This is a genomic window from Chromohalobacter marismortui, from assembly GCF_004364315.1.
In the GTDB taxonomy this organism is placed as follows: domain Bacteria; phylum Pseudomonadota; class Gammaproteobacteria; order Pseudomonadales; family Halomonadaceae; genus Chromohalobacter; species Chromohalobacter marismortui.
Genome location: NZ_SOBR01000001.1, coordinates 131,926 through 153,349, shown reverse-complemented (window position 1 = coordinate 153,349; position 21,424 = coordinate 131,926). Strand labels below are relative to the sequence as shown.

Annotated in this window: 19 protein-coding genes; 8 read left to right on the top strand and 11 right to left on the bottom strand. The window is 61.3% G+C overall.

What is annotated here, in order from left to right; genetic code table 11:
* Nucleotides 1–15 precede the first annotated feature (15 nt).
* Nucleotides 16–1,458, bottom strand: coding sequence for a Fe-S cluster assembly protein SufB (gene sufB / locus C8E00_RS00645; RefSeq protein WP_040244044.1), 1,443 nt, complete (start codon nucleotides 1,456–1,458; stop codon nucleotides 16–18).
* 67 nt (nucleotides 1,459–1,525) lie between these two features.
* A complete protein-coding gene (locus C8E00_RS00640; RefSeq protein WP_040244045.1) occupies nucleotides 1,526–1,993 on the bottom strand; it encodes an SUF system Fe-S cluster assembly regulator in 468 nt (155 codons plus the stop codon).
* Between the two features lie 221 nt (nucleotides 1,994–2,214).
* Between C8E00_RS00640 and C8E00_RS00635 the strand changes: the two genes are divergently transcribed.
* From C8E00_RS00635 to C8E00_RS00625, 3 genes are all read left to right on the top strand, one after another.
* The gene (locus C8E00_RS00635) at nucleotides 2,215–3,606 is read left to right on the top strand and encodes a YcjX family GTP-binding protein (protein ID WP_133693373.1); all 1,392 of its coding nucleotides are present in this window, start codon (nucleotides 2,215–2,217) and stop codon (nucleotides 3,604–3,606) included.
* Nucleotides 3,603–4,646 carry a YcjF family protein gene (locus tag C8E00_RS00630; protein WP_133693371.1) on the top strand — a complete coding sequence of 348 codons (1,044 nt, stop codon included), beginning with the start codon at nucleotides 3,603–3,605 and terminating at the stop codon, nucleotides 4,644–4,646. The genes C8E00_RS00635 and C8E00_RS00630 overlap by 4 nt, the downstream gene beginning before the upstream one ends.
* A gap of 112 nt (nucleotides 4,647–4,758) precedes the next feature.
* Entirely contained in the window at nucleotides 4,759–5,199 is a 441-nt protein-coding gene (locus C8E00_RS00625) for a universal stress protein (RefSeq protein ID WP_133693369.1), read from the top strand.
* Between the two features lie 22 nt (nucleotides 5,200–5,221).
* Here the strand turns inward: C8E00_RS00625 and C8E00_RS00620 are convergent, their stop codons facing one another.
* From C8E00_RS00620 to C8E00_RS00600, 5 genes are all read right to left on the bottom strand, one after another.
* Complete coding sequence (locus C8E00_RS00620; RefSeq protein WP_133693367.1) at nucleotides 5,222–6,307, bottom strand: AI-2E family transporter; 1,086 nt, start codon at nucleotides 6,305–6,307, stop codon at nucleotides 5,222–5,224.
* A gap of 41 nt (nucleotides 6,308–6,348) precedes the next feature.
* On the bottom strand, nucleotides 6,349–7,161 hold the full coding sequence (locus C8E00_RS00615) for a Cof-type HAD-IIB family hydrolase (RefSeq protein ID WP_133693365.1): 813 nt from the start codon (nucleotides 7,159–7,161) through the stop codon (nucleotides 6,349–6,351).
* Between the two features lie 253 nt (nucleotides 7,162–7,414).
* Nucleotides 7,415–8,677, bottom strand: a complete 1,263-nt coding sequence (locus tag C8E00_RS00610) for a M20/M25/M40 family metallo-hydrolase (protein ID WP_133693363.1) — start codon at nucleotides 8,675–8,677, stop codon at nucleotides 7,415–7,417.
* Between the two features lie 155 nt (nucleotides 8,678–8,832).
* Complete coding sequence (locus C8E00_RS00605) at nucleotides 8,833–9,408, bottom strand: chalcone isomerase family protein (protein ID WP_133693361.1); 576 nt, start codon at nucleotides 9,406–9,408, stop codon at nucleotides 8,833–8,835.
* Nucleotides 9,408–9,959: a DUF3833 domain-containing protein gene (locus C8E00_RS00600; protein ID WP_133693359.1), complete on the bottom strand. Its 552-nt coding sequence runs from the start codon at nucleotides 9,957–9,959 to the stop codon at nucleotides 9,408–9,410. Before C8E00_RS00600 ends, C8E00_RS00605 begins: the two co-directional genes overlap by 1 nt.
* Nucleotides 9,960–10,321: 362 nt before the next feature.
* Here C8E00_RS00600 and C8E00_RS00595 point away from each other — a divergent pair, with 362 nt between their 5' ends.
* From C8E00_RS00595 to gpgF, 5 genes are all read left to right on the top strand, one after another.
* Nucleotides 10,322–10,951: an SDR family oxidoreductase gene (locus C8E00_RS00595; RefSeq protein WP_133693357.1), complete on the top strand. Its 630-nt coding sequence runs from the start codon at nucleotides 10,322–10,324 to the stop codon at nucleotides 10,949–10,951.
* Between the two features lie 105 nt (nucleotides 10,952–11,056).
* The gene (locus C8E00_RS00590) at nucleotides 11,057–12,997 is read left to right on the top strand and encodes an exoribonuclease II (protein ID WP_133693355.1); all 1,941 of its coding nucleotides are present in this window, start codon (nucleotides 11,057–11,059) and stop codon (nucleotides 12,995–12,997) included.
* Between the two features lie 156 nt (nucleotides 12,998–13,153).
* Nucleotides 13,154–14,272: an N-acetylglucosaminyl phosphatidylglycerol synthase gene (gene gpgS / locus C8E00_RS00585; protein ID WP_133693353.1), complete on the top strand. Its 1,119-nt coding sequence runs from the start codon at nucleotides 13,154–13,156 to the stop codon at nucleotides 14,270–14,272.
* A complete protein-coding gene (gene gpgD / locus C8E00_RS00580; RefSeq protein ID WP_133693351.1) occupies nucleotides 14,265–15,044 on the top strand; it encodes an N-acetylglucosaminyl phosphatidylglycerol deacetylase in 780 nt (259 codons plus the stop codon). Before gpgS ends, gpgD begins: the two co-directional genes overlap by 8 nt.
* The gene (gpgF, locus tag C8E00_RS00575; RefSeq protein WP_133693348.1) at nucleotides 15,041–16,033 is read left to right on the top strand and encodes a glucosaminyl phosphatidylglycerol flippase; all 993 of its coding nucleotides are present in this window, start codon (nucleotides 15,041–15,043) and stop codon (nucleotides 16,031–16,033) included. The genes gpgD and gpgF overlap by 4 nt, the downstream gene beginning before the upstream one ends.
* 133 nt (nucleotides 16,034–16,166) lie before the next feature.
* Here gpgF and sucD read toward each other — a convergent pair whose 3' ends face one another.
* The 4 genes from sucD to odhB form a co-directional block, all read right to left on the bottom strand.
* On the bottom strand, nucleotides 16,167–17,039 hold the full coding sequence (gene sucD, locus C8E00_RS00570; protein ID WP_133693346.1) for a succinate--CoA ligase subunit alpha: 873 nt from the start codon (nucleotides 17,037–17,039) through the stop codon (nucleotides 16,167–16,169).
* Nucleotides 17,039–18,205 carry an ADP-forming succinate--CoA ligase subunit beta gene (gene sucC / locus C8E00_RS00565; RefSeq protein WP_133693344.1) on the bottom strand — a complete coding sequence of 389 codons (1,167 nt, stop codon included), beginning with the start codon at nucleotides 18,203–18,205 and terminating at the stop codon, nucleotides 17,039–17,041. Before sucC ends, sucD begins: the two co-directional genes overlap by 1 nt.
* 129 nt (nucleotides 18,206–18,334) lie before the next feature.
* The gene (gene lpdA / locus C8E00_RS00560; RefSeq protein ID WP_133693342.1) at nucleotides 18,335–19,774 is read right to left on the bottom strand and encodes a dihydrolipoyl dehydrogenase; all 1,440 of its coding nucleotides are present in this window, start codon (nucleotides 19,772–19,774) and stop codon (nucleotides 18,335–18,337) included.
* Nucleotides 19,775–19,832: 58 nt separating this feature from the next.
* Nucleotides 19,833–21,422 carry a 2-oxoglutarate dehydrogenase complex dihydrolipoyllysine-residue succinyltransferase gene (gene odhB, locus C8E00_RS00555; RefSeq protein ID WP_133693340.1) on the bottom strand — a complete coding sequence of 530 codons (1,590 nt, stop codon included), beginning with the start codon at nucleotides 21,420–21,422 and terminating at the stop codon, nucleotides 19,833–19,835.
* Between the last annotated feature and the right edge of the window lie 2 nt (nucleotides 21,423–21,424).

The window sequence follows — 21,424 nt, the reverse complement described above, 5'->3', positions numbered from 1 at the left end:
GGCATATCGGGCGCGTTACCCGACGGCCCCTTCCAGCGTCACATTGAGAAGCGCCTCGGCTTCCACCGCGAATTCCATCGGCAGCTCCTGGAAGACGTCCTTGCAGAAGCCGTTGACGATCATGTTGACGGCGTCTTCTTCGGAAATGCCGCGTGACTGGCAGTAGAACAGCTGATCCTCGCCGATCTTCGAGGTGGTCGCCTCGTGCTCCACGGTCGCCGAGCTATTGCCGATTTCCTGATACGGGAAGGTATGCGCGCCACAGCGGTCACCGATCAACAGCGAATCGCACTGCGTGAAGTTGCGCGCGTTCTTGGCTCGCGGACCGACCTTGACCAGGCCACGATACGCCTGATCGCTGCGCCCGGCGGCGATCCCCTTGGAGATGATGGTAGAGCGCGTTCCTTCGCCGATATGAATCATCTTGGTGCCGGTATCGGCCTGCTGGCGACCGTTGGTCACCGCCACGGAATAAAACTCGCCGACACTGTCCTTGCCGCGCAGCATGCAGGACGGATACTTCCAGGTGATCGCCGAACCGGTCTCGACCTGCGTCCAGCTGATCTTGGAGCGATCGCCTCGGCAATCGCCGCGCTTGGTGACGAAGTTGTAAATACCGCCCTTGCCGTCCTCGTCACCGGGGTACCAGTTCTGGACCGTCGAGTACTTGATGTTGGCATCTTCCAGAGCTACTAGCTCGACCACCGCCGCATGCAGTTGGTTCTCGTCGCGCTGCGGCGCGGTGCAACCTTCCAGATAGGACACCTGGGCGCGCTTGTCGCAGACGATCAATGTGCGCTCGAACTGGCCGGTATTCGCCGCATTGATGCGGAAATAGGTGGACAGCTCCATGGGGCACTCGACACCTTCGGGCACATAGACGAAGGAACCGTCGGTGAACACCGCCGAGTTGAGCGCGGCGAAGTAGTTATCACCCTGAGGCACGACGCTACCCAGGTACTGGCGCACCAACTCCGGATACTCGCGAATCGCTTCGGAAATCGAGCAGAAGATGACACCCGCTTCCGCCAGCTTCTCCTTGAAGGTGGTCGTCACGGAGACGGAGTCGAACACCGCATCCACCGCGACCCCGGCCAGCGCCGCGCGCTCGTGCAGCGGAATCCCCAACTTCTCATAGGTTTCCAGGAGCTTGGGATCGACCTCGTCGAGGCTCTGCGGCTTGTCTTCCTGCTTTTTGGGCGCGCTGTAATAGGAGATCGCTTGATAATCGATAGGCGGATAGTCGAGATGCGCCCAAGAAGGCGTAGTCATCGTCAACCATTGACGATAAGCCTCCAGGCGCCATTCCAGCATCCACTCGGGCTCGCCTTTCTTGTTCGAGATGAAGGCGATGGTGTTTTCATCCAGCCCCGGCGGTACGGTATCGCTTTCGATGTCAGTCACGAACCCTTGGGTATATTCGCGCTGAACAAGCTCTTCCATTTCCTGACTTGCCATGGTGTCTCTCCTCCCGAGCGGTATGCTCTCGGCGCGTGGCCATCGCCACGGCCCCGATATCGTCTAATCAAATCTCGGCGCGACTCGCCAAGGTCACGCTCTGTATGGGCAATTGAACGGGCAGTTTCAGCGGTGCTTCCTGGGCGAGATGCGCCAGGGTCACGCTGTCGAGCAAGGTGCGAATAGCCAGCGAGACACGCTGCCAGTTATCGGCGACGCCGCAAGTGTTGACCAGATCGCAGTCGCCATCGGCGTGGCTGCACTCGGTCATCGCTACCGGCCCTTCGATGGCGCCGATGATATCGGAGGCGGTAATGGACGCCGCCGGTCGCGCCAACCGATAACCGCCCAACGAGCCGCGCCGCGATTCCAGAAGCCCGGCTCTCACCAGCATCTTCAACGTCTTGCTGACGGTGGGGTGTGGCAACTGCACCGCATCGGCCAGCTCGGTGGCGGCGTGTGCCTGCTCCGGGTAACGCGCGATCTGCGCCATTACCACGGCGGCATAGTCGGTTAGCTTGGAAAGCTTCAACATGCCCTCACTCCACGGATGCTCTATTGAGGACCATTTTAGTCCTCTATGGATTCGATGTGAAGAGAGCCGACGAGTTCACGGCTTCGAACGCTATGTTAGCGTCAAGATAGCGACCATTCGCATCAATAATGACAATTATTACTATTTGAGAAGACTATCGCCTCTTGCCTTGGGCACGATTCACCCGCACATTCGAAGCAGAACTTCAGTCGGATACCGTAATGCGACGTCACCTGACCCAGGAATTGCACAATTTCATCGAACGCGGCCGAGACCGCCAACTGCGTCTCGCCGTTACCGGTCTTTCCCGGGCCGGCAAGACCGCCTTCCTGACCTCGCTGGTGCATCAGTTGCGCCATGCGGGCCTGGAAGCACGCCTCGATCTGTTGCGCGCCGCCCGCGAGGGTCGCCTGCTTGGCGCCCAGCGGGTCGCTCAGCCCGACCTCGGCGTGCCGCGGTTTCCCTATGACGCCGCGATGGCCTCCCTCGACGGCACACCGCCGCACTGGCCGGCGCCCACGCGCGGCATCAGTGAGTTGCGCCTGACCATCAAGCACCGTACACGGCGCGCCCGGGGCCTGTTGGGCGATACGGCGACGCTCACCCTCGACTTGATCGACTACCCCGGTGAATGGTTGCTCGACCTCCCGCTGCTCGAGCACGATTTCCTCAGTTGGAGCGAGGCACAGCAGACCGCCATGGGCAGTGAGCGCCAACGCCTCGCCGCGATCTGGTTGAGCGCCGCCGAGGCCCTGGCCCCGGACGACGAAGCCGACGAAGGCCAACTCGCCGAGATCGCCAACCATTATGCTGATGCCTTGCGCGCCTCGCGCGAGGCCGGCTTCGCCGACCTGCAGCCGGGCCGCTTCCTGCTTCCAGGCGATCTGGAAGAGGCACCGGTGCTGCAATTTTTTCCGCTTCCCGGCGTGAGCGAAGCCAACCGCGCCGAACTCGATGCCTTGCCCGAGGCGAGCGTCTACAAGACGCTCGCGAGACGCTTCGACCATTATCGCCGCCACGTGGTCAAACCGTTCTACCGTGACCATTTCCGGCGCTTCGACCGCCAGATCGTGCTGGTCGATGTGCTGGGCGCGCTCAACGCCGGTCCGGAGCGCTTCGAGGATCTCTCCCGGGCACTGAGTACCCTGATGCGGAGTTTCGATTACGGCAAACGCAGCCTGATGAGCCGCTTGTTCTCGCCGCGCATCGATCGTCTGGCCATTGCCGCGACCAAAGCCGACCACGTCACGCCCGAACAGCATCCCAACGTCGTCGCCCTGCTCGAATCCCTGCTCGCCGAGCCGCTCAAGGATCTGCGCTATGCCGACGTGCCGGTGAAGGCGCTGTCCTTGGCGGCGGTGCGTGCCACCGAGCCACGCGAAGTCGATAATGCTGGCCAACGTCGCGCCGCCCTGCGTGGCACCACCCTGGAAGGCGAGGACGTCCTATTGTTTCCCGGCGATGTGCCACCCCGCTTACCTGAGCACGACTTCTGGGCCCGTCAGGGATTCGCCTTCACGGCGTTTCGGCCTCCGCACCGCGACACGCCCGAACTGCCGCATTTACGCATGGATGCAGCGCTCGACTGGCTGATGGGAGATAAATTGAAATGAGCGAGCCGCGCCCCGGACAACGTTTTCGTGTCGACCCCGAGTCCCCGCCCCGCTTTACGGCCACTCCCGAACCGGGGGAACGCTTCACTACGGACAGCGTTACTCATCCGCTTGCCGCACAGGACACCGCATCGGAGATACCACTCGATGCCAGCCTGGGCAAACCCCGCAAGCGCCGCTGGGGACTCATGACCCTACTCAGCGGCTGCCTTGCGCTCGGCGGCCTGGAAGTAGCACGCCATCTCTATACCGCCAGCCTGGGCGGCGACTGGTTAGCCGGCGCATGGAGCGCGCTGGGCCTGTTGGCATTGGGCTTGGGTGGCGTGGCGCTGTCACGTGAAATCTGGCGCCTGCGGCGTCTGAAGCGGCACACTCGATTACGCGAGCAACTCGACACCCCGGAAGAGACCACGCCCCAGGACATGCAGGCGCTCGCCGAACGCTTGCGACGCCAGATGCAACTCGGCGACGACGATCCCCACTGGCGCGCTTTTCAAGCCGCACATCAGCCGCACCACGACGCTCAGGAAACACGCACCCTGCTGGCGCATCACCTCCTGGCCCCGCGCGACCGCCAGGCACGCCGGTTGATCGCGCGCATGTCCAGTGAAACCGCCGTCATGGTTGCCGTCAGCCCGCTGACGTTCTTCGACATGGCCTTGATGGCATGGCGCAACATCGCCTTGATCGACCGCCTCGCCGCGCTCTACGGCCTGGAGCTGGGGTACGCCAGTCGCCTGCGCCTGTTCCGCGCGGTGCTTTACAACATGGCCTTCGCTGGCGCCAGTGAGATCGCCACGGATGCCGGGATGGATCTGCTCTCCATGAACGTGGCCGGCAAGCTTTCCGCCCGCGCCGGGCAAGGGCTTGGCGCAGGCCTGCTCAGCGCGCGACTCGGCTTGCGCACGCTGCGCATGACACGCCCGCTACCTTTCGACGAGGGCGAAGCCCCACGCCTTGCCGACCTGCGCCGCGAACTCTGGCAACGCCTGCGCCGGCTGGAAACATCGAGTAACGCTGCCTCATCCACAATAAATTGATCCAGATCACACTTCAGCGCGTTCTGGAGAACTAGGCTGAGGGAAAGGCGCTCGCGTTCGTCAAGGCATAGGCATCGCGGGCATCATCCTCACGACAATCCAGGAGGTCGCGATGTTCAAGACTCTCATCGTCCCCATCGATGGCTCTGAAGCGGCCAGCACGGCACTCGATATCGCCTGCAAGCTGGCCAGCGCCGACGGTGCACGCCTACATATCCTGCATATTCCCGAATCGCTGGCCCATGACACCCTCCTCGTCTGGGGCGTCGGCGCGGTGCCCATGGAGGCCAGCGCCGAGCAACTCGAGCGTGCCGGCCGACAACTGCTCGATGCCGCGACTCAGGCCGCCGGCGAACGCGGCATTACCGATGTCGAAGGCTCGCTGCATCAGGGCGACCCAGCACGGGTGATCATTGAACAAGCCAAGACGTTGGACGCCGACGCCATCGTGATGGGCAGCCGTGGCTTGAGCGATATCGCGGGCCTCGTCGTCGGCAGCGTCTCGCACAAAGTGTCGCATACGGCCCCATGCCACGTGATCAGCGTGCATTGATTCGCCTACTATCCGGCCACCCTCATGTATCGGTGGCCGGTTTGGGTGTTCGCTCGAGGACATGCCCTCTCTGCTCGAGCCAGCCCTTCACGTACAAGCGATGAATGAGCACCATGCCCAGCACGACCAGCGGTTCGGCAACCAACACGCCTATCAAGCCGGCCACCCACCCGAGCCATACCTGCATCACCAGCAACAGCCCTGGGGGAATACTGACCGCCTCGCGCTGGATGAGTGGCGTGATCAGATAACTTTCCAGTGCCTGGACGCCGACATAAAGCACGGCCACATGCAGCATCGCCGTGGCATCGATCGAGAACGCCACCAGCAAGGCAGGAATCGCCGACACCACCGGTCCCAAATAAGGGATAAGCGATAAGAATGCCGCGAGAAGGCCGAGTGACAATGCCATGGGAATGCCCAACATCCAGAGACCAATGCCGACCAGCACTCCGACGACGGACATCGACGCGAGCCTGCCCAATAGCCACCAGGCAAGCTTACGCTTGATGACATCCATTAGATCGGCGGCCCCCTCCCGCCGAGAAGGCGTGATGAGCCGCAATACGCCAGCTTTGTAAATCCCCGGATCGAACGCAATGAATAGCCCAATGAACACCACCACTACCACATTGAGCAAGGCTCCCAGTGTGGTCGAAAAAACGGTGGAAACGCGTGCGGACCAGTTGCCCAGCACATTCTCGGACGACGAATTATCGCTTACTCGCTCGATAAACTGCGATCCCAGCGGCCACTGGCCTATCGTTTGTTTCAAGTCGGCCAGCGAGTTGGGCAGTGTCTTGGCAAGCTGTTCGAATTGCTGGCTTATACTGAAGGCAAAGTTCACGCTGAAAGCGGCAAGCAAGCCAGAAACGACGCACAATACGACCACTAATGCCCAACGCCGAGAGAGGAAGCTGTGACGGCATAACCAGCCTGCCGGCAGCGAAAAGGCCAGTGCCAGCAACAGCCCGACGAAGACCATCAGTAGAATTCTGAAACCGAACCAGAGTGCGGCCAACATGGCCACGGAGGCCGCGGCGATGCCGGCCGCGGTCCAGACTTTACGCGCATATTCGCTCATATAGTGGTGCGTCGGCTCTCCCACGAATGACACTCCTTGTCATGAGAACATGAATGAAACTCGACTTACTTGGCAGTGGCCTGCAACGCGAAAAACTCCTGCAAATGCTGTGCGACGCCGAACGGATGGTGGTGACCGATCCGGCGGGCATCGGGCGCGCGTCTCGGCAAGTCAGGATGGGCGTTCTCCATGATGAAGCCATGGCCGGCCAACGCCAGCATCTCGGCATCATTGAGATTGTCGCCGAACGCCAGGCAGCGCGTAACGGGGAGCTCGAGATGCATCAACAAGCGCTCCAAGGTGGCGCCTTTGTTGACCCCTTCTGCCATGATCTCCAATGAATGCGCCATCGAATAGGTCATGTGCAGTCGCCGACCCAGCGTCTCGGTGATGCTTTGTTCCAACGACGCCAAGGCGACGGGATCGCCGATGCACAATACCTTGCCCACGCCGCGACCGTCATGCGCCTCGAGATCGGCCACCCGATAGTGGAATCCGGTGTGGGCGTGCAAGGCCTTCAGCTCGGGTGCCGACGCATCGATCAACCACTCGTCCCCGGTATACAGGTTGAGCCGGATATCAGTATCACGCGGTAGTGCTATCAACGCCCGCACTAATTCGGCCGGCACCCACTGTTCGGCGATCAGGCTGTCGTCGGGCCCGTAGAGGTGCGCCCCATTGGTACTCATGATGTACGCGGGCACGCCCAGGCGCCGGCGGAACGCCGTGATGTCGTGAAAGTGACGTCCCGACGCCAACGCCAGATGATGGCCCTCGGCGGCGAGTGCCTGAAAGGTCTCGATGGTCAATTCATCGAGATCGTGCTCGGCATTGAGCAGGGTGTTGTCCAGATCGGTGACGATCAGATGAGGCTGCATGCGGGGTTTCCCGGTTGGTGCTCGGTATCTCAAGACTACCGCATATCAGCCTGGAGTTGGGACTCGAGTTAGCACCACGTGCTGTTGATCAAGGTGCACCCCACAGCTGGACAGCCCCATATGCAGCACGAGCGATATCGACGATTCCAACTCCAATGTGGCCGATCATTCCGTGCTTTTTCCTTGAGTCGCCCAACTGTTCAGCATTTTCTGCGTGCTAAGCATGGCGGATAAATGCTGAACAGTTAAATGCCTAGAGAGCGCTATTCTCGTCACCTTCATCGGGCTTGGCCGAGCCTTGGTGCTCCAGCGGCGTGGCCCGGTCGAGTCGCGGATGGTTGTCGAGGAACTCGCGGTGCGGGTCGTCGAGGGCGTCCAGCGCCTGGAGGGTGTACGTCAGCGCATGGATCGCCGCCAGCACGTCCTGAGTATTGCCGGTCTCGGAGATGGTGTGCATGTTGCGGATCGGGAAGCCGATCGAGGTGGCGGCGCAATCCACCGCGGCCAACACGCCGGCCATGCCGTCGGTACCGGTATCGGCGCCGACCATGTCGCGCTGCATGGGAATGTCGTGCTGCTTGGCGGTGCTCTCGATGATCCGATTGAGCTGCTCGCTGGCGATCGCGCCCACCGCCATGGTGAAGCCCTTGCCCATTTCCAGCGGCTGCATGCGCCGGTCGCCGATGCCGGGTGCCGCCATATAGTCGTGATTGACGTCGACGCCGATCAGCACGTCCGGCTCGAGTTCCCCGGCCAGTACCCGGCTACCGAAGCGGCCGATCTCCTCGTAGCTGGCGATGGCGAACAGTACGCGTACCTGCCGGGTGCCGCCCGCCTCGGCGATCAGCCGCGCGACCTCGCTGGTGACGAAGCACCCCAGGCCGTTGTCCAGGTAGGCGCCGTAGAAGGTGTCGGGGCTGAAGCCAGAGCGGATGGGACGATCCATGATGATCGAATCGCCGGGGCGCACCCCCAGGTTCAGTACCTGCTGCTTCTTGTTCTCGCCGTGGATCTGCAGGTCCAGGTAGATCTGCTCCTTCTTGATGCCCCGGTCACCCGAACGCACCGCCGGGTCGGCGAAATGAATGGCGCCCAGCGCCTCCACCGTACCGCCCTGGATCATCCGGTAGCTGCCGGGATTGTCGGGGTCTTCGCTGAACAGCTTGACCTCGTGGCCGACCAGTACCGTGGGCAGGAAGGAATCGGTATTGATCCAGATCTTGCCGTCGTCGCCGATCGAGCGCACCTGCATGCGAATCTTGTCGGCGTGACCAATCAGCATCACCTTGAACATGTCGTCACGGCCGGGGTGGGTATCCAGCACCACGCCGGCATGGCCCTTGAACTGGCGCAGCTGCCAATCGCCGGGAGCGAACGACTCGAAATGTGGCTTGAGCACGCCATAGGTCATCGCGCCCTCCAGCCCTACCGGGCTCGGCGCGTCGAGGATCTCGCGCATCAGCTTGAACTGCTGCTCCGGCATTGGCCGGTTCCAGGGTTGTTTCTTCTCGCTCATTGCGCTCACTCTTTGTGCATTCAGTAACTATAAAAGACGAGTTTGACAGATTTCAGGCCACTAACCGAAGCCAAATACCACGATGCTCTGCGCGACGCTGCGACGTCATGGGCGTGGGCACCTACGCATCCGGTAGGCGCCAGGCATCTTGTGCGTCAGTCCGTTCGCGAGAGCAGTGCGTCACGCAATTCCTGCGAAAGTGGTGGCTCGTCCAGCCAGATCCCGAAATAGGCCCGCGCCAGTCTGGCATCGTCCGATACGAAGCGGGTATTGCCGTTCAGAGTCAGAGACAATCGGGGCACCTCAGGGGCCCAGTCGAGTCGATAGCGATCGCCCTCCGTGACATCGACCATGGCATTCTGGATCGCCTCGATCCTGGGGCGAAGCGCCGCGCGCGCCTGCGCCTTGTACTGTTTGTCTAGCGCGGCCCAGGTCGCCTTGCGAATATCCGCAACATCCACAGCACGCCGATACTCGAGAAGCAGACTCATCGGCACCTCGGCATCAATGATGGCCTCCCGACTAGCGTCAGCCGGTGCGTAAAGCGCCGCGTCATAGATATCCCAGAACATGTAACTGGCGGTGCCCGTTCCCTGCAAAACGAGCTCGTCATCGCCCAATGTGCTTGCGTCCGAAAACGACTCGGCCAACGCCGACTCAACGCTCAAGCCGATAATCACCGCCAGGCACAGTCCTTGAGCACAGCCGGTTAGCACCGCACGCGTCGTCATCACGAACCTCCGTCTGGATTGGACTTGGTGAAGAACAACGTAACCTCCCCTACCCGGATACCGAATTTCGTCACGGTCGCCCGGTTAATCACCACGTTTTCGCTCTGCCGGACCATCCAGTCGTCGAAGGTGACATCGATGGTCGTGTCGTCATAAGGCAGTCGAAGTTCGTAGTTCCAGTTCAACGCCTGTCCCACTTCCCGGCCTTTGGCCGTGCCGATGATGTCGCTGGCACGGCCTATGTAACGGCCCTCCCCCATGGGTGTGATGCGCCAGGTGCGCTGATCGGTCTCGCCATCGGCGTAAACGAAGTCTTCATCGAGAATGAATTCCTCGCCCTCCCAGTAACCATCGATCTCGACGCGGAACTGACGCTTGATTTCTCCGCCCCGGCTCTGGAACACCCCATATCCCCAGGTTTTCCCATCGAAATAGTCAGTCAACGCGAATGCCGGCCGGGTCCCCCGGAACTGCTCAAGGGACATGCTGCTGCATCCCGCCAAGAGCAAAATAAAGGTAACGATCATCGCCACCATGAAGCGTCGAGTCATGAGATGGTTCCTCACAGTTGCGGTGCGCTATCGACCCACTGACGCCTAATCAGCCAGCAGTCATCGGCACGATGGTCATACAAACGGTCAGAGACAGCAAAGCCTCGTTGGTCAACTCACCGACATTATGCTCCTCATTGACAGCGTATTCTCTAAGTCGCTGCGATGTCAGTAAAAGCGGCTAGAGAGAACGAAAAAGGGCGAGAGGAACAACCAAGAGAAAAGAAGAACGCAAGCAAGGCTAACCGACACAAGCGTCTTTCGGACTTGATTACCGATGGTGAGAGCCGCATTCACTATTCATCAGCAAAGAGCTGTCTCGAAGGCAGTCACACAGACACGACAGCACGGAGGAGAGCCCCATGAAGACGTTAGTGATCGGCGCCAACGGCCAGATCGGTCGTCAATTCTGCGAACTCGCGCATGAGGCCGATGTGCCGATTCGCGCGATGATTCGCGATACATCCCAGCAAGCCTGGTTTCAGGAACGCGGCATCGAGACGGTGCTCGCCGATCTGGAAGGCAATTTCCGCCATGCTTTCTATGGCTGCGATCAGGTGGTTTTCGCGGCGGGCTCGGGGCCGCATACCGGCCCCGACAAGACGCTGATGATCGACCTGAATGGCGCGTTGAGTGCAGTCGATCTGGCTGCGTCGCTGGGGATCGGGCGTTTCATCATGGTCAGCGCGATGCGCGCCGACCAGGTGCTCGAGGCACCGGCCAAGCTGCGTCCCTACATGGCCGCCAAGCATGCCGCCGATGCTCATTTGCGTGCCTCCCGCATGCCTTACGTGATTCTCAAGCCCGGTCGGCTGACCGACGAGGCCGCGACACAACGCGTCACGACCAATATCGCCAACGCCGCCGACAATCGCATTTCACGCGCCAACGTGGCGCATGCGTTGCTCGAAGTAGTGAATAACCGTGCACTACGTCAGCACGAGTTTCCCCTGCTCGATGGCGATACGGCGATGGGTGAAGCGCTGCGTTGATCCAAGCTCGGCACATGCTGGCGAGATCCCCGCCTGGCGTCGGTTGGCGGGGAATACACGAACCCGTATAGTATCGACCTACTCCCCCCAACCGAATGTGTCTCGATGCTGCAGAACAACTCCGCGCTTGCACAGCTCAAGCAACAGATTCGTGAAACCACCCCGCGTGTTCAAGGGGTGATCAAGGCCACCGATCGCGGTTTCGGCTTTCTCGAAGCCGAAGACGGTACTTCCTATTTCGTCCCACCGCCCGCCATGAAGCAGGTACTGCATGGCGACCGCGTCGATGCACTGGTCAAGCAGGAGGGAGACAAGACCTCCGTCGAGCCCGACACGCTACTCGAAGCAGGTCTCGATCGCTTCGTGGCGCGGCTGGTCAAGCGCGACGGACGCCTTAGCGTCGTTCCCGATCATCCGTTGATCAACAACCAGCTGCGTGCACGCCTCAAGAATTCGCTCGACGAGAATACACTCGGCGACGGCGACTGGGTCGTGGCACGTTTAGTGCGCCACCCTCTCAAACCCGACGACCGAGGCTTCTTCGCCCAGGTCGACGAGCTCGTGGTCAAGGCCGACAACCCTGCCGTGCCATGGCGCGTCACGTTGGCCCGCCACGCGCTGGAACAGGCGTCACCGCAATTCGGCGAGCAGTGGCCGCTGCACGATGAAGGCCTCGAGCGCGAGGACTGGACCGCAACGCCCTTTTTCACCATCGACGGTGAAAAGACCCGCGACATGGACGACGCTCTGCACATCGAGACACGTGAAGACGTTTGGCGCCTCAGTGTGGCGATCGCCGACCCCACCGCATACGTCCGTGAGGGTGACCCGGTGGACCTGGAAGCGCAAACACGCGCCTTCACGGTGTATTTGCCAGGCCAGAACGTCACCATGCTGCCGGAAACGCTGGCCAACGAGTTGTGCTCGCTGAAAGAAGGAGAGGATCGCCCTACGCTGGTCTGCAGCTTGGATATCCACAGCGACGGCACACTCGGCGACTACCGTTTCTTCGCCGCCCATGTCCGCTCACATGCGCGGTTAGTCTATGACCAGGTCTCCGACTGGCTGGAAGGCCAGGGTGACTGGACCCCCGCCGATGACTCCCTCGCCACGCAGCTCAAGGCGCTGGCCGCGATGACCGAGGCCCGTAATGCCTGGCGCGAGGAACACACGCTGGTCTTCAAGGATCGTCCCGATTATGCCTTCGACGTCGATGATGCGGGCAACGTGCTGGCGGTGCGTATCGAGGAGCGTCGCGTCGCGCAGCGCATGATCGAGGAATCGATGATTGCCGCCAACGCCTGCTGCGCCGATCTACTCGCTTCACGCGTGGGCCATGGCATTTTCAACGTGCACCAGGCATTCGAGCCCGAGAAGGCCGATCAGGCGATCGAGTTCCTGGCGACCCAGGATATCAGCGTGGAACGCGAACAGTTGCTGGAACTCTCGCGTTATCGCGAGCTACGCCGCGCTCTGGAAGCACGTGAAGACGCCTGGCTGGACGCCCGCCTGCGCCGTTTCCAAGGCTATACCAACATGTCCGCCCACCCCGGTCCGCACTTCGGATTGGGACTGTCGGCCTACGCCACCTGGACATCGCCCATCCGCAAGTACGGCGACATGGTCAATCACCGCTTGATCAAGCGTGTACTCAAGGGCGAAGACGCCCCCGCCGAGGCCAGCCAGGCATTGACCGAGCAGCTCACCGAGCGTCGTCGTCTGAATCGCATGGCGGAGCGTGACGTCAAGGACTGGCTCTACGTGCGCTATCTCGGGCCTTCCGCCGAAAACGGCGAGGTCTTCGATGCCGAGATCATCGCCATCAATCGTGGCGGCATGCGGGTTCGACTCTCTGCCAATGGCGCCACGGCGTTCGTCCCAGCACCGTTCATGCACAGCGAACGCGACAAAGTCGTCATCGACGACAAGGAAGGCCATATCCAGATCGAGGGTCAGCCCCGCTACAAGCTCGGCGATAACGTCCAGGTCGCACTGGCCGAAGCCGTCGAAACGACACGCTCGCTAGTCGCACGTCCCGCCACCTGAAGACGCTCGCCATGCCTTGCGTCACGAGAAGTGGACGCCAGGCATGGCATGTGCCAGCGTAACTTCATGACAGCACGGTGACATTCCCACGACAAAGCCGCCAAGACCCGAGCGGTCACTCCGTAACCAACCGGGAAGGTTTCAAGGAGTCACGCTTTGCATATCGCCGATATCACGATGTTCTACGCCCCTGCCAGCGGCGGGGTGCGTACCTACCTTGAGGCCAAACGCAACCGTTTGGCGACACTCCCTGGCGTGACATCCAGCCTGGTGATCCCCGGCGCCCGTCATGCGATCAGTGAGTCCATTCATGAAGTCCCCGCGCCACCACTCCCCTTCAGCCAGGGGTATCGCTTTCCTCTGAAGCGAGAGGGCTGGCGGCGTGAATTGATCCAGATGGCGCCGGACCTCATCGAAGCCGGCGACCCTTACGTGACTGCCTGGGCCGCGCTAGACGCCGGACGGACCCTGGATGTGCCCGTGGTGGGGTTTTACCATTCCGATCTTCCTCGCCTGATCGGCAATCGCCTCGGTAACTGGACGCGCACAGCCATCGAACACTATGTCGAGAATCTCTATCGGCATTGCGATCGTGTCCTGGCGCCTAGTCGCATCATTGCCGATAAATTGCATGGCCTCGGTCTCGGCAATGTCGCCCTGCAACCGCTGGGAGTCGACTTGAAGACGTTCTCGCCCCAACGTCGCCGAGCGACCTGTCGCCAACGCCTGGGGCTCGATGACGATACCCGCCTGCTGATCTTCGTGGGCCGCGGTTCGCGCGAGAAGAACCTGACGGTCCTGTTGGAAACGGCAAGACGTCTCGGCAAAGGGTACCACTTGTTGTTAATCGGGCCACAAATGCCGCAGCGCGTTCCCGACAACGTCAGCGTCATCGGGCACTACACGGCCACCACCGAGGTCGCCGAATGGTTGGCCAGCAGCGATATGCTGCTGCATGCCGGCACCCAAGAGACGTTCGGCCTGGTCGCCCTGGAAGCCATGGCAAGTGGCATTCCAGTCGTCGCGGCGCGCGCCGGTGCCCTGGCCGAGAATGTTCCGCTAGGCTGTGGGCTGCTCTGTGAGCCCCATTCAGCGGACGACATGGCACGTGCCGTGCGCGAACTCAGCGCCAATGCGCCCGAGGAACAAGGGCGTCATGCACGTTTGCATGTCGAACGCCATCACGACTGGGATATCGTGGTCTCCAGCCTGATGCATCATTATCGTGAATTGACCGGACAGCGCGTCAACACGGAGAGTCTTCAGCATGGCTGATCGCCGCCACCTTTCCCTCGTTCTCCACGATGTCGCGCCGGAAACCTGGCCCGACTACGTCGACTTCGTGGCCCAGGTCGACGCCCTGGCGCGTCGATACGGTCCGATCCCTATTACCTGGCTGGTCGTGCCCGACTTTCATCATCGCAGCGACTGTCGCCGCGATGGCGCTTTCCTCGAGAACTTGCAACACCGTCAAGCCAAGGGCGATGAACTGGCATTGCACGGTTATTATCATTGCGACGATGCGCCCGCGCCGCGCACGCCTCGCGACTGGTTCATGCGGCGCTTTTACACCTGGGAAGGCGAATTCTACACCCTCGACGAAAACGAGGCGGCACGGCGTCTGGATAAGGGGATGGAACTCTTTCTATCACAGGGCTGGCCACCCACCGGCTTCGTGGCGCCGGCCTGGCTGATGAGCGAAGGCACTCGGCGTGCTCTGTGCAAACGCGACTTTCTCTACACCAGCGATCCGCAACATCTTTACACCTTGCCCGACTTCACGTGTATCGAGGCACCCGGGCTGGTATGGAGTGCCCGTAGTGCCTGGCGTCGCGGCCTCTCACGCTTGGCCAGCGAAACGCAGCGCTGGCGTCATCGCCAGGCGCCGTTGCTGCGTCTGGGTCTGCACCCCGTGGACATGCGTCATGCCCACGTCAAAGCCTACTGGCTCACCGTGCTGGAGCGTCTGATCCAAGAAGGACGACGTCCCATCACCAAGTACGACTGGATAATGAAGCAACGTCGGAGGGAGCAGCGCGCCGCATGAAGCGTCTGGTGATATTGCTGGTTATCGGATTGGTGGCGGCCATCAGCATCCCACTCTTGTTCGGAGGGCGCGCGCTTTTCGGTGAGCTCGCCGCATTTCCCTTGCAGCAGCTGGCTTTGATGCTGCTGCTGATCGTCATCTGCTGGAACATCAATGCGCTGCGGCTTCGCTTGCTGCTGGCCGGGCGGGCCGGACGCCTCGGCCAAGCACGCGGAGTGGGCATCGTGATGTCCACGGAGTTCGCCATCTGTGCCACCCCCGGCGGCACCGGCGGTTTGTTCACGCTGCTTGGCTTGCTGGCCAGGCGCGGCGTACGTCCCGCGCAAACCACCGCCATCTTTGCCATCGATCAGTTGACCGATCTGCTCTTTTTCCTTTCCGCACTGCTTGGCGTCGCGCTCTATGTCGTCATCGAGGCCATCGATCTCAAGCTCGGCTGGATGGTGGGGCTGCCGTCTTTATTGCTGGTCTGTGCTTTCTTGCTACTGTGGCTGATCATACGCCATTACACCCGCGTACTGCAGATAACCGGCGGTTGGCTCGAGCGTCTGAAGGTACGGCGTAAGGCACGTTTCGGTCTCGCCCGGCGATTGCTGCATTTCCGCAATGCGCTCATTGAGACGCTACGCCTGCCTCGCCTGACGCTGCTGGCGGTCTTCGCCCTATGTTGCGCGCACTGGATGCTGCGCTATAGCGTGCTTTACTTGGCCGTGAAAGGACTCGGCGCACATGTCGACTGGGCCTGGACCTTCCTGGTACAAATGATCTCCATGGCGGCGGGCCAGCTTAGTTTTCTTCCCGGCGGCGCAGGCGGGGCCGAGCTGACCTCCACGACACTACTGACACCGTTGATTGGCACGCAAAGTGCTGCTGCAGCCGTTCTCATCTGGCGCTTCGTTACCTACTACTTCTACCTCATCGCCGGCGCGCCGGTCTTCCTGGCGATGGCGGGGCGAGCCTTCGCCAGGCTGCTGTACCACCGTCGATAATCACTCTCCCGGTTTAACGTCTCACACAGGCCACTTTCTCACGGCGCCTCAAACGACACAGGGCATCCCATGGGGATGCCCTGCGTCATGCTCGTTACGCGACGGCGTCTTCACCGTCGAGCCTGAAGGCGGCTTACCAGCCAGTCGCTTCCTTCAGCGCATCGCCGATTTCGGCGAGCGAACGCACGGTCTTGACGCCCGCCGATTCGAGCGCCGCGAACTTCTCGTCCGCCGTGCCCTTGCCGCCGGCGATGATGGCACCGGCATGGCCCATGCGCTTACCGGGAGGGGCCGTGACACCGGCGATATAGGACACCACCGGCTTGGAGACGTGCTCCTTGATGTAGGCCGCGGCCTCTTCTTCCGCCGTGCCGCCGATCTCGCCGATCATCACGATGGCTTCGGTCTGCGGGTCCTTCTCGAACATCTCGAGCATGTCGATGAAGGTGGAGCCCGGAATCGGGTCGCCACCGATGCCCACGCAGGTGGACTGGCCGAAGCCGTGATCGGTGGTCTGCTTGACCGCTTCATAGGTCAGGGTGCCCGAACGCGAGACGATGCCGACCTTGCCGGGCTTGTGAATGTGCCCCGGCATGATGCCGATCTTGGTCTCACCCGGCGTGATCACGCCCGGGCAGTTAGGCCCGATCAGGCGCACCCCCAGCTCGTCGCACTTGACCTTGACGTCGAGCATGTCGAGGGTGGGGATCCCCTCGGTGATGCACACGATCAGCTTGATACCGGCGTTGGCAGCTTCGAGGATGGAATCCTTGCAGAACGGCGCGGGCACATAGATCACGGAGGCTTCGGCACCGGTCGTGTCGACGGCTTCCTGGACGGTGTTGAACACCGGCAGGCCGAGGTGCGTCTGCCCGCCCTTGCCCGGCGTCACCCCACCCACCATCTGGGTGCCGTAGGCAATCGCCTGTTCGGAGTGGAAGGTCCCCTGGCCACCGGTGAAACCTTGGCAGATGACCTTGGTGCTTTTGTCGATCAGGATACTCATTACTTGCCCTCCGCTGCTTTGACGACCTGCTGGGCCGCGTCGGTCAAGCTGGTAGCAGCGATGATGTTCAGTCCGCTGGAAGCCAGTTTCTCGGCACCCAGCTCGGCGTTGTTACCTTCGAGACGCACCACGACCGGCACGTTGACACCGACCTGCTCGACGGCACCGATAATGCCCTCGGCGATCATGTCGCAACGCACGATGCCGCCGAAGATGTTGACCAGCACGGCCTTCACGGAATCGTCGGAGAGGATGATCTTGAAGGCTTCACCGACGCGCTCTTCGGTGGCACCGCCGCCAACGTCCAGGAAGTTGGCCGGCTGGCCGCCGTTGAGCTTGATGATGTCCATGGTGCCCATGGCAAGCCCGGCGCCATTGACCATGCAGCCAATGTTACCTTCCAGAGCGACGTAGTTGAGTTCCCACGCCTGGGCATGCGCCTCGCGCTCATCTTCCTGAGACGGGTCACGCATGGCTTGCAGGTCGGGGTGACGATACAGCGCATTGCCATCGAGACCGATCTTGGCATCCAGGCAGTGCAGGTCGCCGCTGTCGTTGATCACCAGCGGATTGATCTCGAGCAGCGCCAGATCCTTTTCCTCGAACAGCTTGGCCAAGCCCAGGAAGATCTTGGTGAACTGCTTGATCTGCGCGCCTTCGAGGCCCAGGGCGAAAGCCAGTTCACGCGCCTGGTACGGCTGAGCGCCGACCAGCGGATCGACTTCGGCCTTGAGAATCTTTTCAGGCGTTTCCTCGGCAACCTTCTCGATTTCCACGCCACCTTCGGTCGACGCCATGAAAACGATACGACGTGTGCCGCGATCGACGACAGCGCCCAGATACAACTCGTTGGCGATATCGGTGCAGTTTTCGACCAGAATCTTGGCGACCGGTTGGCCCTTCTCATCGGTCTGGAAGGTCACCAGGTTCTCGCCCAGCCATTTCTCGGCAAACGCCTTGGCATCCTCGGCACTCTCGACCAGCTTGACGCCGCCCGCCTTGCCGCGGCCACCCGCGTGAACCTGGGCCTTGACGACCCACTTGTCACCACCGATCTTCTTGCACGCCTCGGCAGCTTCTTCGGGGGTATCCACGGCGAAACCCTTGGACACCGGTAGACCATAATCGGCAAACAGCTGTTTGCTCTGATACTCGTGAAGGTTCATCGTGTCATGCCATTGGTTGCATGTGACTCGAATGGTGGCGATGGCTTTTGACCGCTACCGCCACCCCTGTTCGCTCCCGCAGAGGCGGGAACGACGCGTCTCTACGCAGTGGGACGCTAAACGAAACGCTTATTTGCGCTTCTTGCGGTTGGCCATGTGAATGGCGTGACCATCCACCGCCAAGGCCGCTTCGTGCACGGCTTCCGAGGTGCTCGGATGCGCATAGCAGGTCAACGCCAGATCTTCGGCACTGGAGCCGAATTCCATGGCGATGACGCCCTGCGCGATGAGCTCCCCGGCATGCTGACTGATGATATGCAGCCCCAGGAGACGGTCGGTCTCGGCATCGGCAATGACCTTGGCCATGCCTTCCGACGCGTTGTTGGCCAGCGCACGCCCATTGGCGGAGAACGGAAAGGAACCGGTCTTGACCTCGATCCCGGCCTCTTTCGCCTCTTGCTCGCTCATACCGACCCACGCGACTTCGGGCGATGTATAGATCACGCTGGGGATAGCGTCGTAATTCATCTCGGCTTTATGACCGGCGATGATATCGGCCACCATCACGCCTTCTTCGGAGGCCTTGTGTGCCAGCATCGGCCCGCGCACCACGTCGCCGATGGCGTAAACGCCCGGCACGTTGGTACGGCATTCATCATCGACGAACACGCAGCCGCGCTCATCGAGCTTGATACCGACATCGTCGCTGAGGATACCCTCGGTGTAGGGACGACGTCCCACACACACGATCAGTTTGTCGAAGGTCTGCTCCTGCTCGCCGTTGGCGTCGGAGTACTGGACAACGACCTCCTTATCCTTGATCTCGGAGCCCGTCACGCGAGCCCCCATCTTGATGTCCATGCCCTGCTTCTTGAACAGTTTCTGGCCTTCCTTGGCAATGTCCTTGTCGACCATCGGCAGGAACGTATCCATTGCTTCGAGGACGGTGACCTCACTGCCCAGGCGGTTCCAGACACTCCCCAGCTCGAGGCCGATGACACCGGCACCGATCACGCCGAGGCGCTTGGGCACCTCGTCGAACTCGAGCGCACCGCTGGAATCGACGATCAAGCCTTCGGTCAGAGGCGTCGGCGGAATCTCCACCGGCACGGAACCCGATGCAATCACGATGTTCTCGGCATCGTAGGTGGCCGTCTCGCCATCCTGGCCGGTGACTTCGACCTGTTTGTCGGAGACGACCTTGCCGCTGCCTTCCAGCGCCGTGACACCATTGGCCTTGAACAGCGCGCTGATACCGCCCACGTTCTTGGCGATGACGCCTTCTTTGAACTCCTGCATCTTGGCAATGTTGGGAGTCGGCTCGCCCACATCGATGCCGATGTCCGCGTAATGATCGCGGGCTTCGGCGAACTTGTGAGAGGTTTCCAGCAAGGCCTTCGAAGGAATACAGCCCACGTTCAAGCAGGTACCGCCATGCACGGTCTTGCCTTCCTTGTTGACCCACTTCTCGACGCACGCGGTCTTCAGGCCTAGTTGAGCAGCGCGAATGGCGGCCACGTACCCGCCGGGCCCGGCACCAATAACGATCACATCGAATTTATCGGCCATGAAATCATCCTGTTCGAATTCAGTTAATTAGTCGCAACGCAGTATCCGGCGACAGCCATCACACGTCGAGCAAGAAACGGGCAGGATCCTCGAGCAGTTCCTTGATCGTGACCAGGAACTGCACCGCGTCCTTGCCGTCAATCATGCGATGATCATAGGAAATGGCCAGGTACATCATAGGACGAATCTCGACCTTGCCGTCGATGGCCATCGGACGCTCCTGGATCTTGTGCATGCCCAGGATCGCTGTCTGCGGCGGATTGATGATGGGTGTCGATAGCAGCGACCCGAAGATACCGCCGTTGGTGATGGTGAAGGTGCCGCCCTGCATGTCTTCGATGCCGAGCTTGCCATCACGACCACGCTGGCCGAAGTCGACGATACTCTTCTCGACATCGGCAAGTTTCATGCTGTCGGTATCACGCAACACCGGCACCACGAGACCACGTGGCGTAGAGACGGCAACACCGATGTCCTGATAGCCGTGATACACGATATCGCTACCGTCGATCGACGCGTTCACATCCGGGAAGCGCTTGAGCGCCTCGGTGCACGCCTTGACGAAGAAGCCCATGAATCCAAGCTTGGTATCGTGTGCCTTCTGGAAAGTTTCCTTGTACTGACTGCGCAGGTTCATCACCGCGCTCATGTCCACCTCGTTGTAGGTGGTGAGCATGGCGGCGGTCTGCTGCGCCTGGACCAAACGCTTGGCAATGGTCTGACGCAAGCGGCTCATCGGCACGCGTTGCTCGGGACGTTCGCCCTCGACGGCCGGTGCCGGCGCAGCGGCGGCCTTGACGTCGTCACCACCGGAAGGTTTGGCGCTCTTCTTGGCGGAACCGTCCTTGACGGCCTTCTGAACGTCTTCCTTGAGAATACGGCCACCCTTGCCGGTGCCTTCGATCTTGTTGACGTCCAGATCGTGCTCGGCCACCAGCTTGCGTGCTGCCGGCGCGAGGATCTTGTCGCCGACCTTTTCGTCGCTGCTGCCATCGGTGTCTTTCGACGCGTTCGCCGTGTCGTCAGAGGCGCTGGACTCACTGCCACCCGCTTCGCCGCCGGCGCCTTCAGCGAACGATGCGAGTACTGCTTCGGACTCGACCTGCTCGCCTTCCTGTACCTTGATCTCGCTAAGGGCACCATCGGCCGGGGCGACGACTTCGAGTACGACCTTGTCGGTTTCGATATCCGCAAGAATCTCGTCACGTTTCACCGCTTCACCGACCTGCTTGTGCCAGGTGGCTACCGTGCCTTCCTGAACGGACTCCGGGAAGCTTGGCGCCTTGACGTCATGCTGCTTGCCGGACGCCGCGGGCTTGGCGCCACCGGACTCAGCAGGTGCCGCGTCCTGCTTCGCGGCGGCCTCGTCTTTCTTGTCGTCTTGGGCAGGCTTTTCGCCACCGGCCTCACTTGCGGCACCCAGCATTCCGAGCACTTGCTCGGAGTCGCACGTCTCGCCTTCCTCGACCTTGATTTCAGTCACGGTGCCGGCGTCCGGCGCTACGACCTCGAGAACGACCTTGTCCGTCTCGATCTCGACAATCAGCTCATCACGCTCGACGCTATCACCGACCTTCTTGTGCCAAGTGGCGATGGTGCCCTCGGCGACGGACTCAGGGAAATTCGGCGCTTTTATCTCGGTAGCCATGT

Excerpts from the sequence above, each read along its gene's own strand:
- sufB (WP_040244044.1), bottom strand. The coding sequence starts at position 1,458 with ATGGCAAGTCAGGAAATGGAAGAGCTTGTTCAGCGCGAATATACCCAA.
- C8E00_RS00640 (WP_040244045.1), bottom strand. The coding sequence starts at position 1,993 with ATGTTGAAGCTTTCCAAGCTAACCGACTATGCCGCCGTGGTAATGGCG.
- C8E00_RS00635 (WP_133693373.1), top strand. The coding sequence starts at position 2,215 with ATGCGACGTCACCTGACCCAGGAATTGCACAATTTCATCGAACGCGGC.
- C8E00_RS00630 (WP_133693371.1), top strand. The coding sequence starts at position 3,603 with ATGAGCGAGCCGCGCCCCGGACAACGTTTTCGTGTCGACCCCGAGTCC.
- C8E00_RS00625 (WP_133693369.1), top strand. The coding sequence starts at position 4,759 with ATGTTCAAGACTCTCATCGTCCCCATCGATGGCTCTGAAGCGGCCAGC.
- C8E00_RS00615 (WP_133693365.1), bottom strand. The coding sequence starts at position 7,161 with ATGCAGCCTCATCTGATCGTCACCGATCTGGACAACACCCTGCTCAAT.
- C8E00_RS00610 (WP_133693363.1), bottom strand. The coding sequence starts at position 8,677 with ATGAGCGAGAAGAAACAACCCTGGAACCGGCCAATGCCGGAGCAGCAG.
- C8E00_RS00605 (WP_133693361.1), bottom strand. The coding sequence starts at position 9,408 with ATGACGACGCGTGCGGTGCTAACCGGCTGTGCTCAAGGACTGTGCCTG.
- C8E00_RS00600 (WP_133693359.1), bottom strand. The coding sequence starts at position 9,959 with ATGACTCGACGCTTCATGGTGGCGATGATCGTTACCTTTATTTTGCTC.
- C8E00_RS00595 (WP_133693357.1), top strand. The coding sequence starts at position 10,322 with ATGAAGACGTTAGTGATCGGCGCCAACGGCCAGATCGGTCGTCAATTC.
- C8E00_RS00590 (WP_133693355.1), top strand. The coding sequence starts at position 11,057 with ATGCTGCAGAACAACTCCGCGCTTGCACAGCTCAAGCAACAGATTCGT.
- gpgD (WP_133693351.1), top strand. The coding sequence starts at position 14,265 with ATGGCTGATCGCCGCCACCTTTCCCTCGTTCTCCACGATGTCGCGCCG.
- gpgF (WP_133693348.1), top strand. The coding sequence starts at position 15,041 with ATGAAGCGTCTGGTGATATTGCTGGTTATCGGATTGGTGGCGGCCATC.
- sucD (WP_133693346.1), bottom strand. The coding sequence starts at position 17,039 with ATGAGTATCCTGATCGACAAAAGCACCAAGGTCATCTGCCAAGGTTTC.
- sucC (WP_133693344.1), bottom strand. The coding sequence starts at position 18,205 with ATGAACCTTCACGAGTATCAGAGCAAACAGCTGTTTGCCGATTATGGT.
- lpdA (WP_133693342.1), bottom strand. The coding sequence starts at position 19,774 with ATGGCCGATAAATTCGATGTGATCGTTATTGGTGCCGGGCCCGGCGGG.
- odhB (WP_133693340.1), bottom strand. The coding sequence starts at position 21,422 with ATGGCTACCGAGATAAAAGCGCCGAATTTCCCTGAGTCCGTCGCCGAG.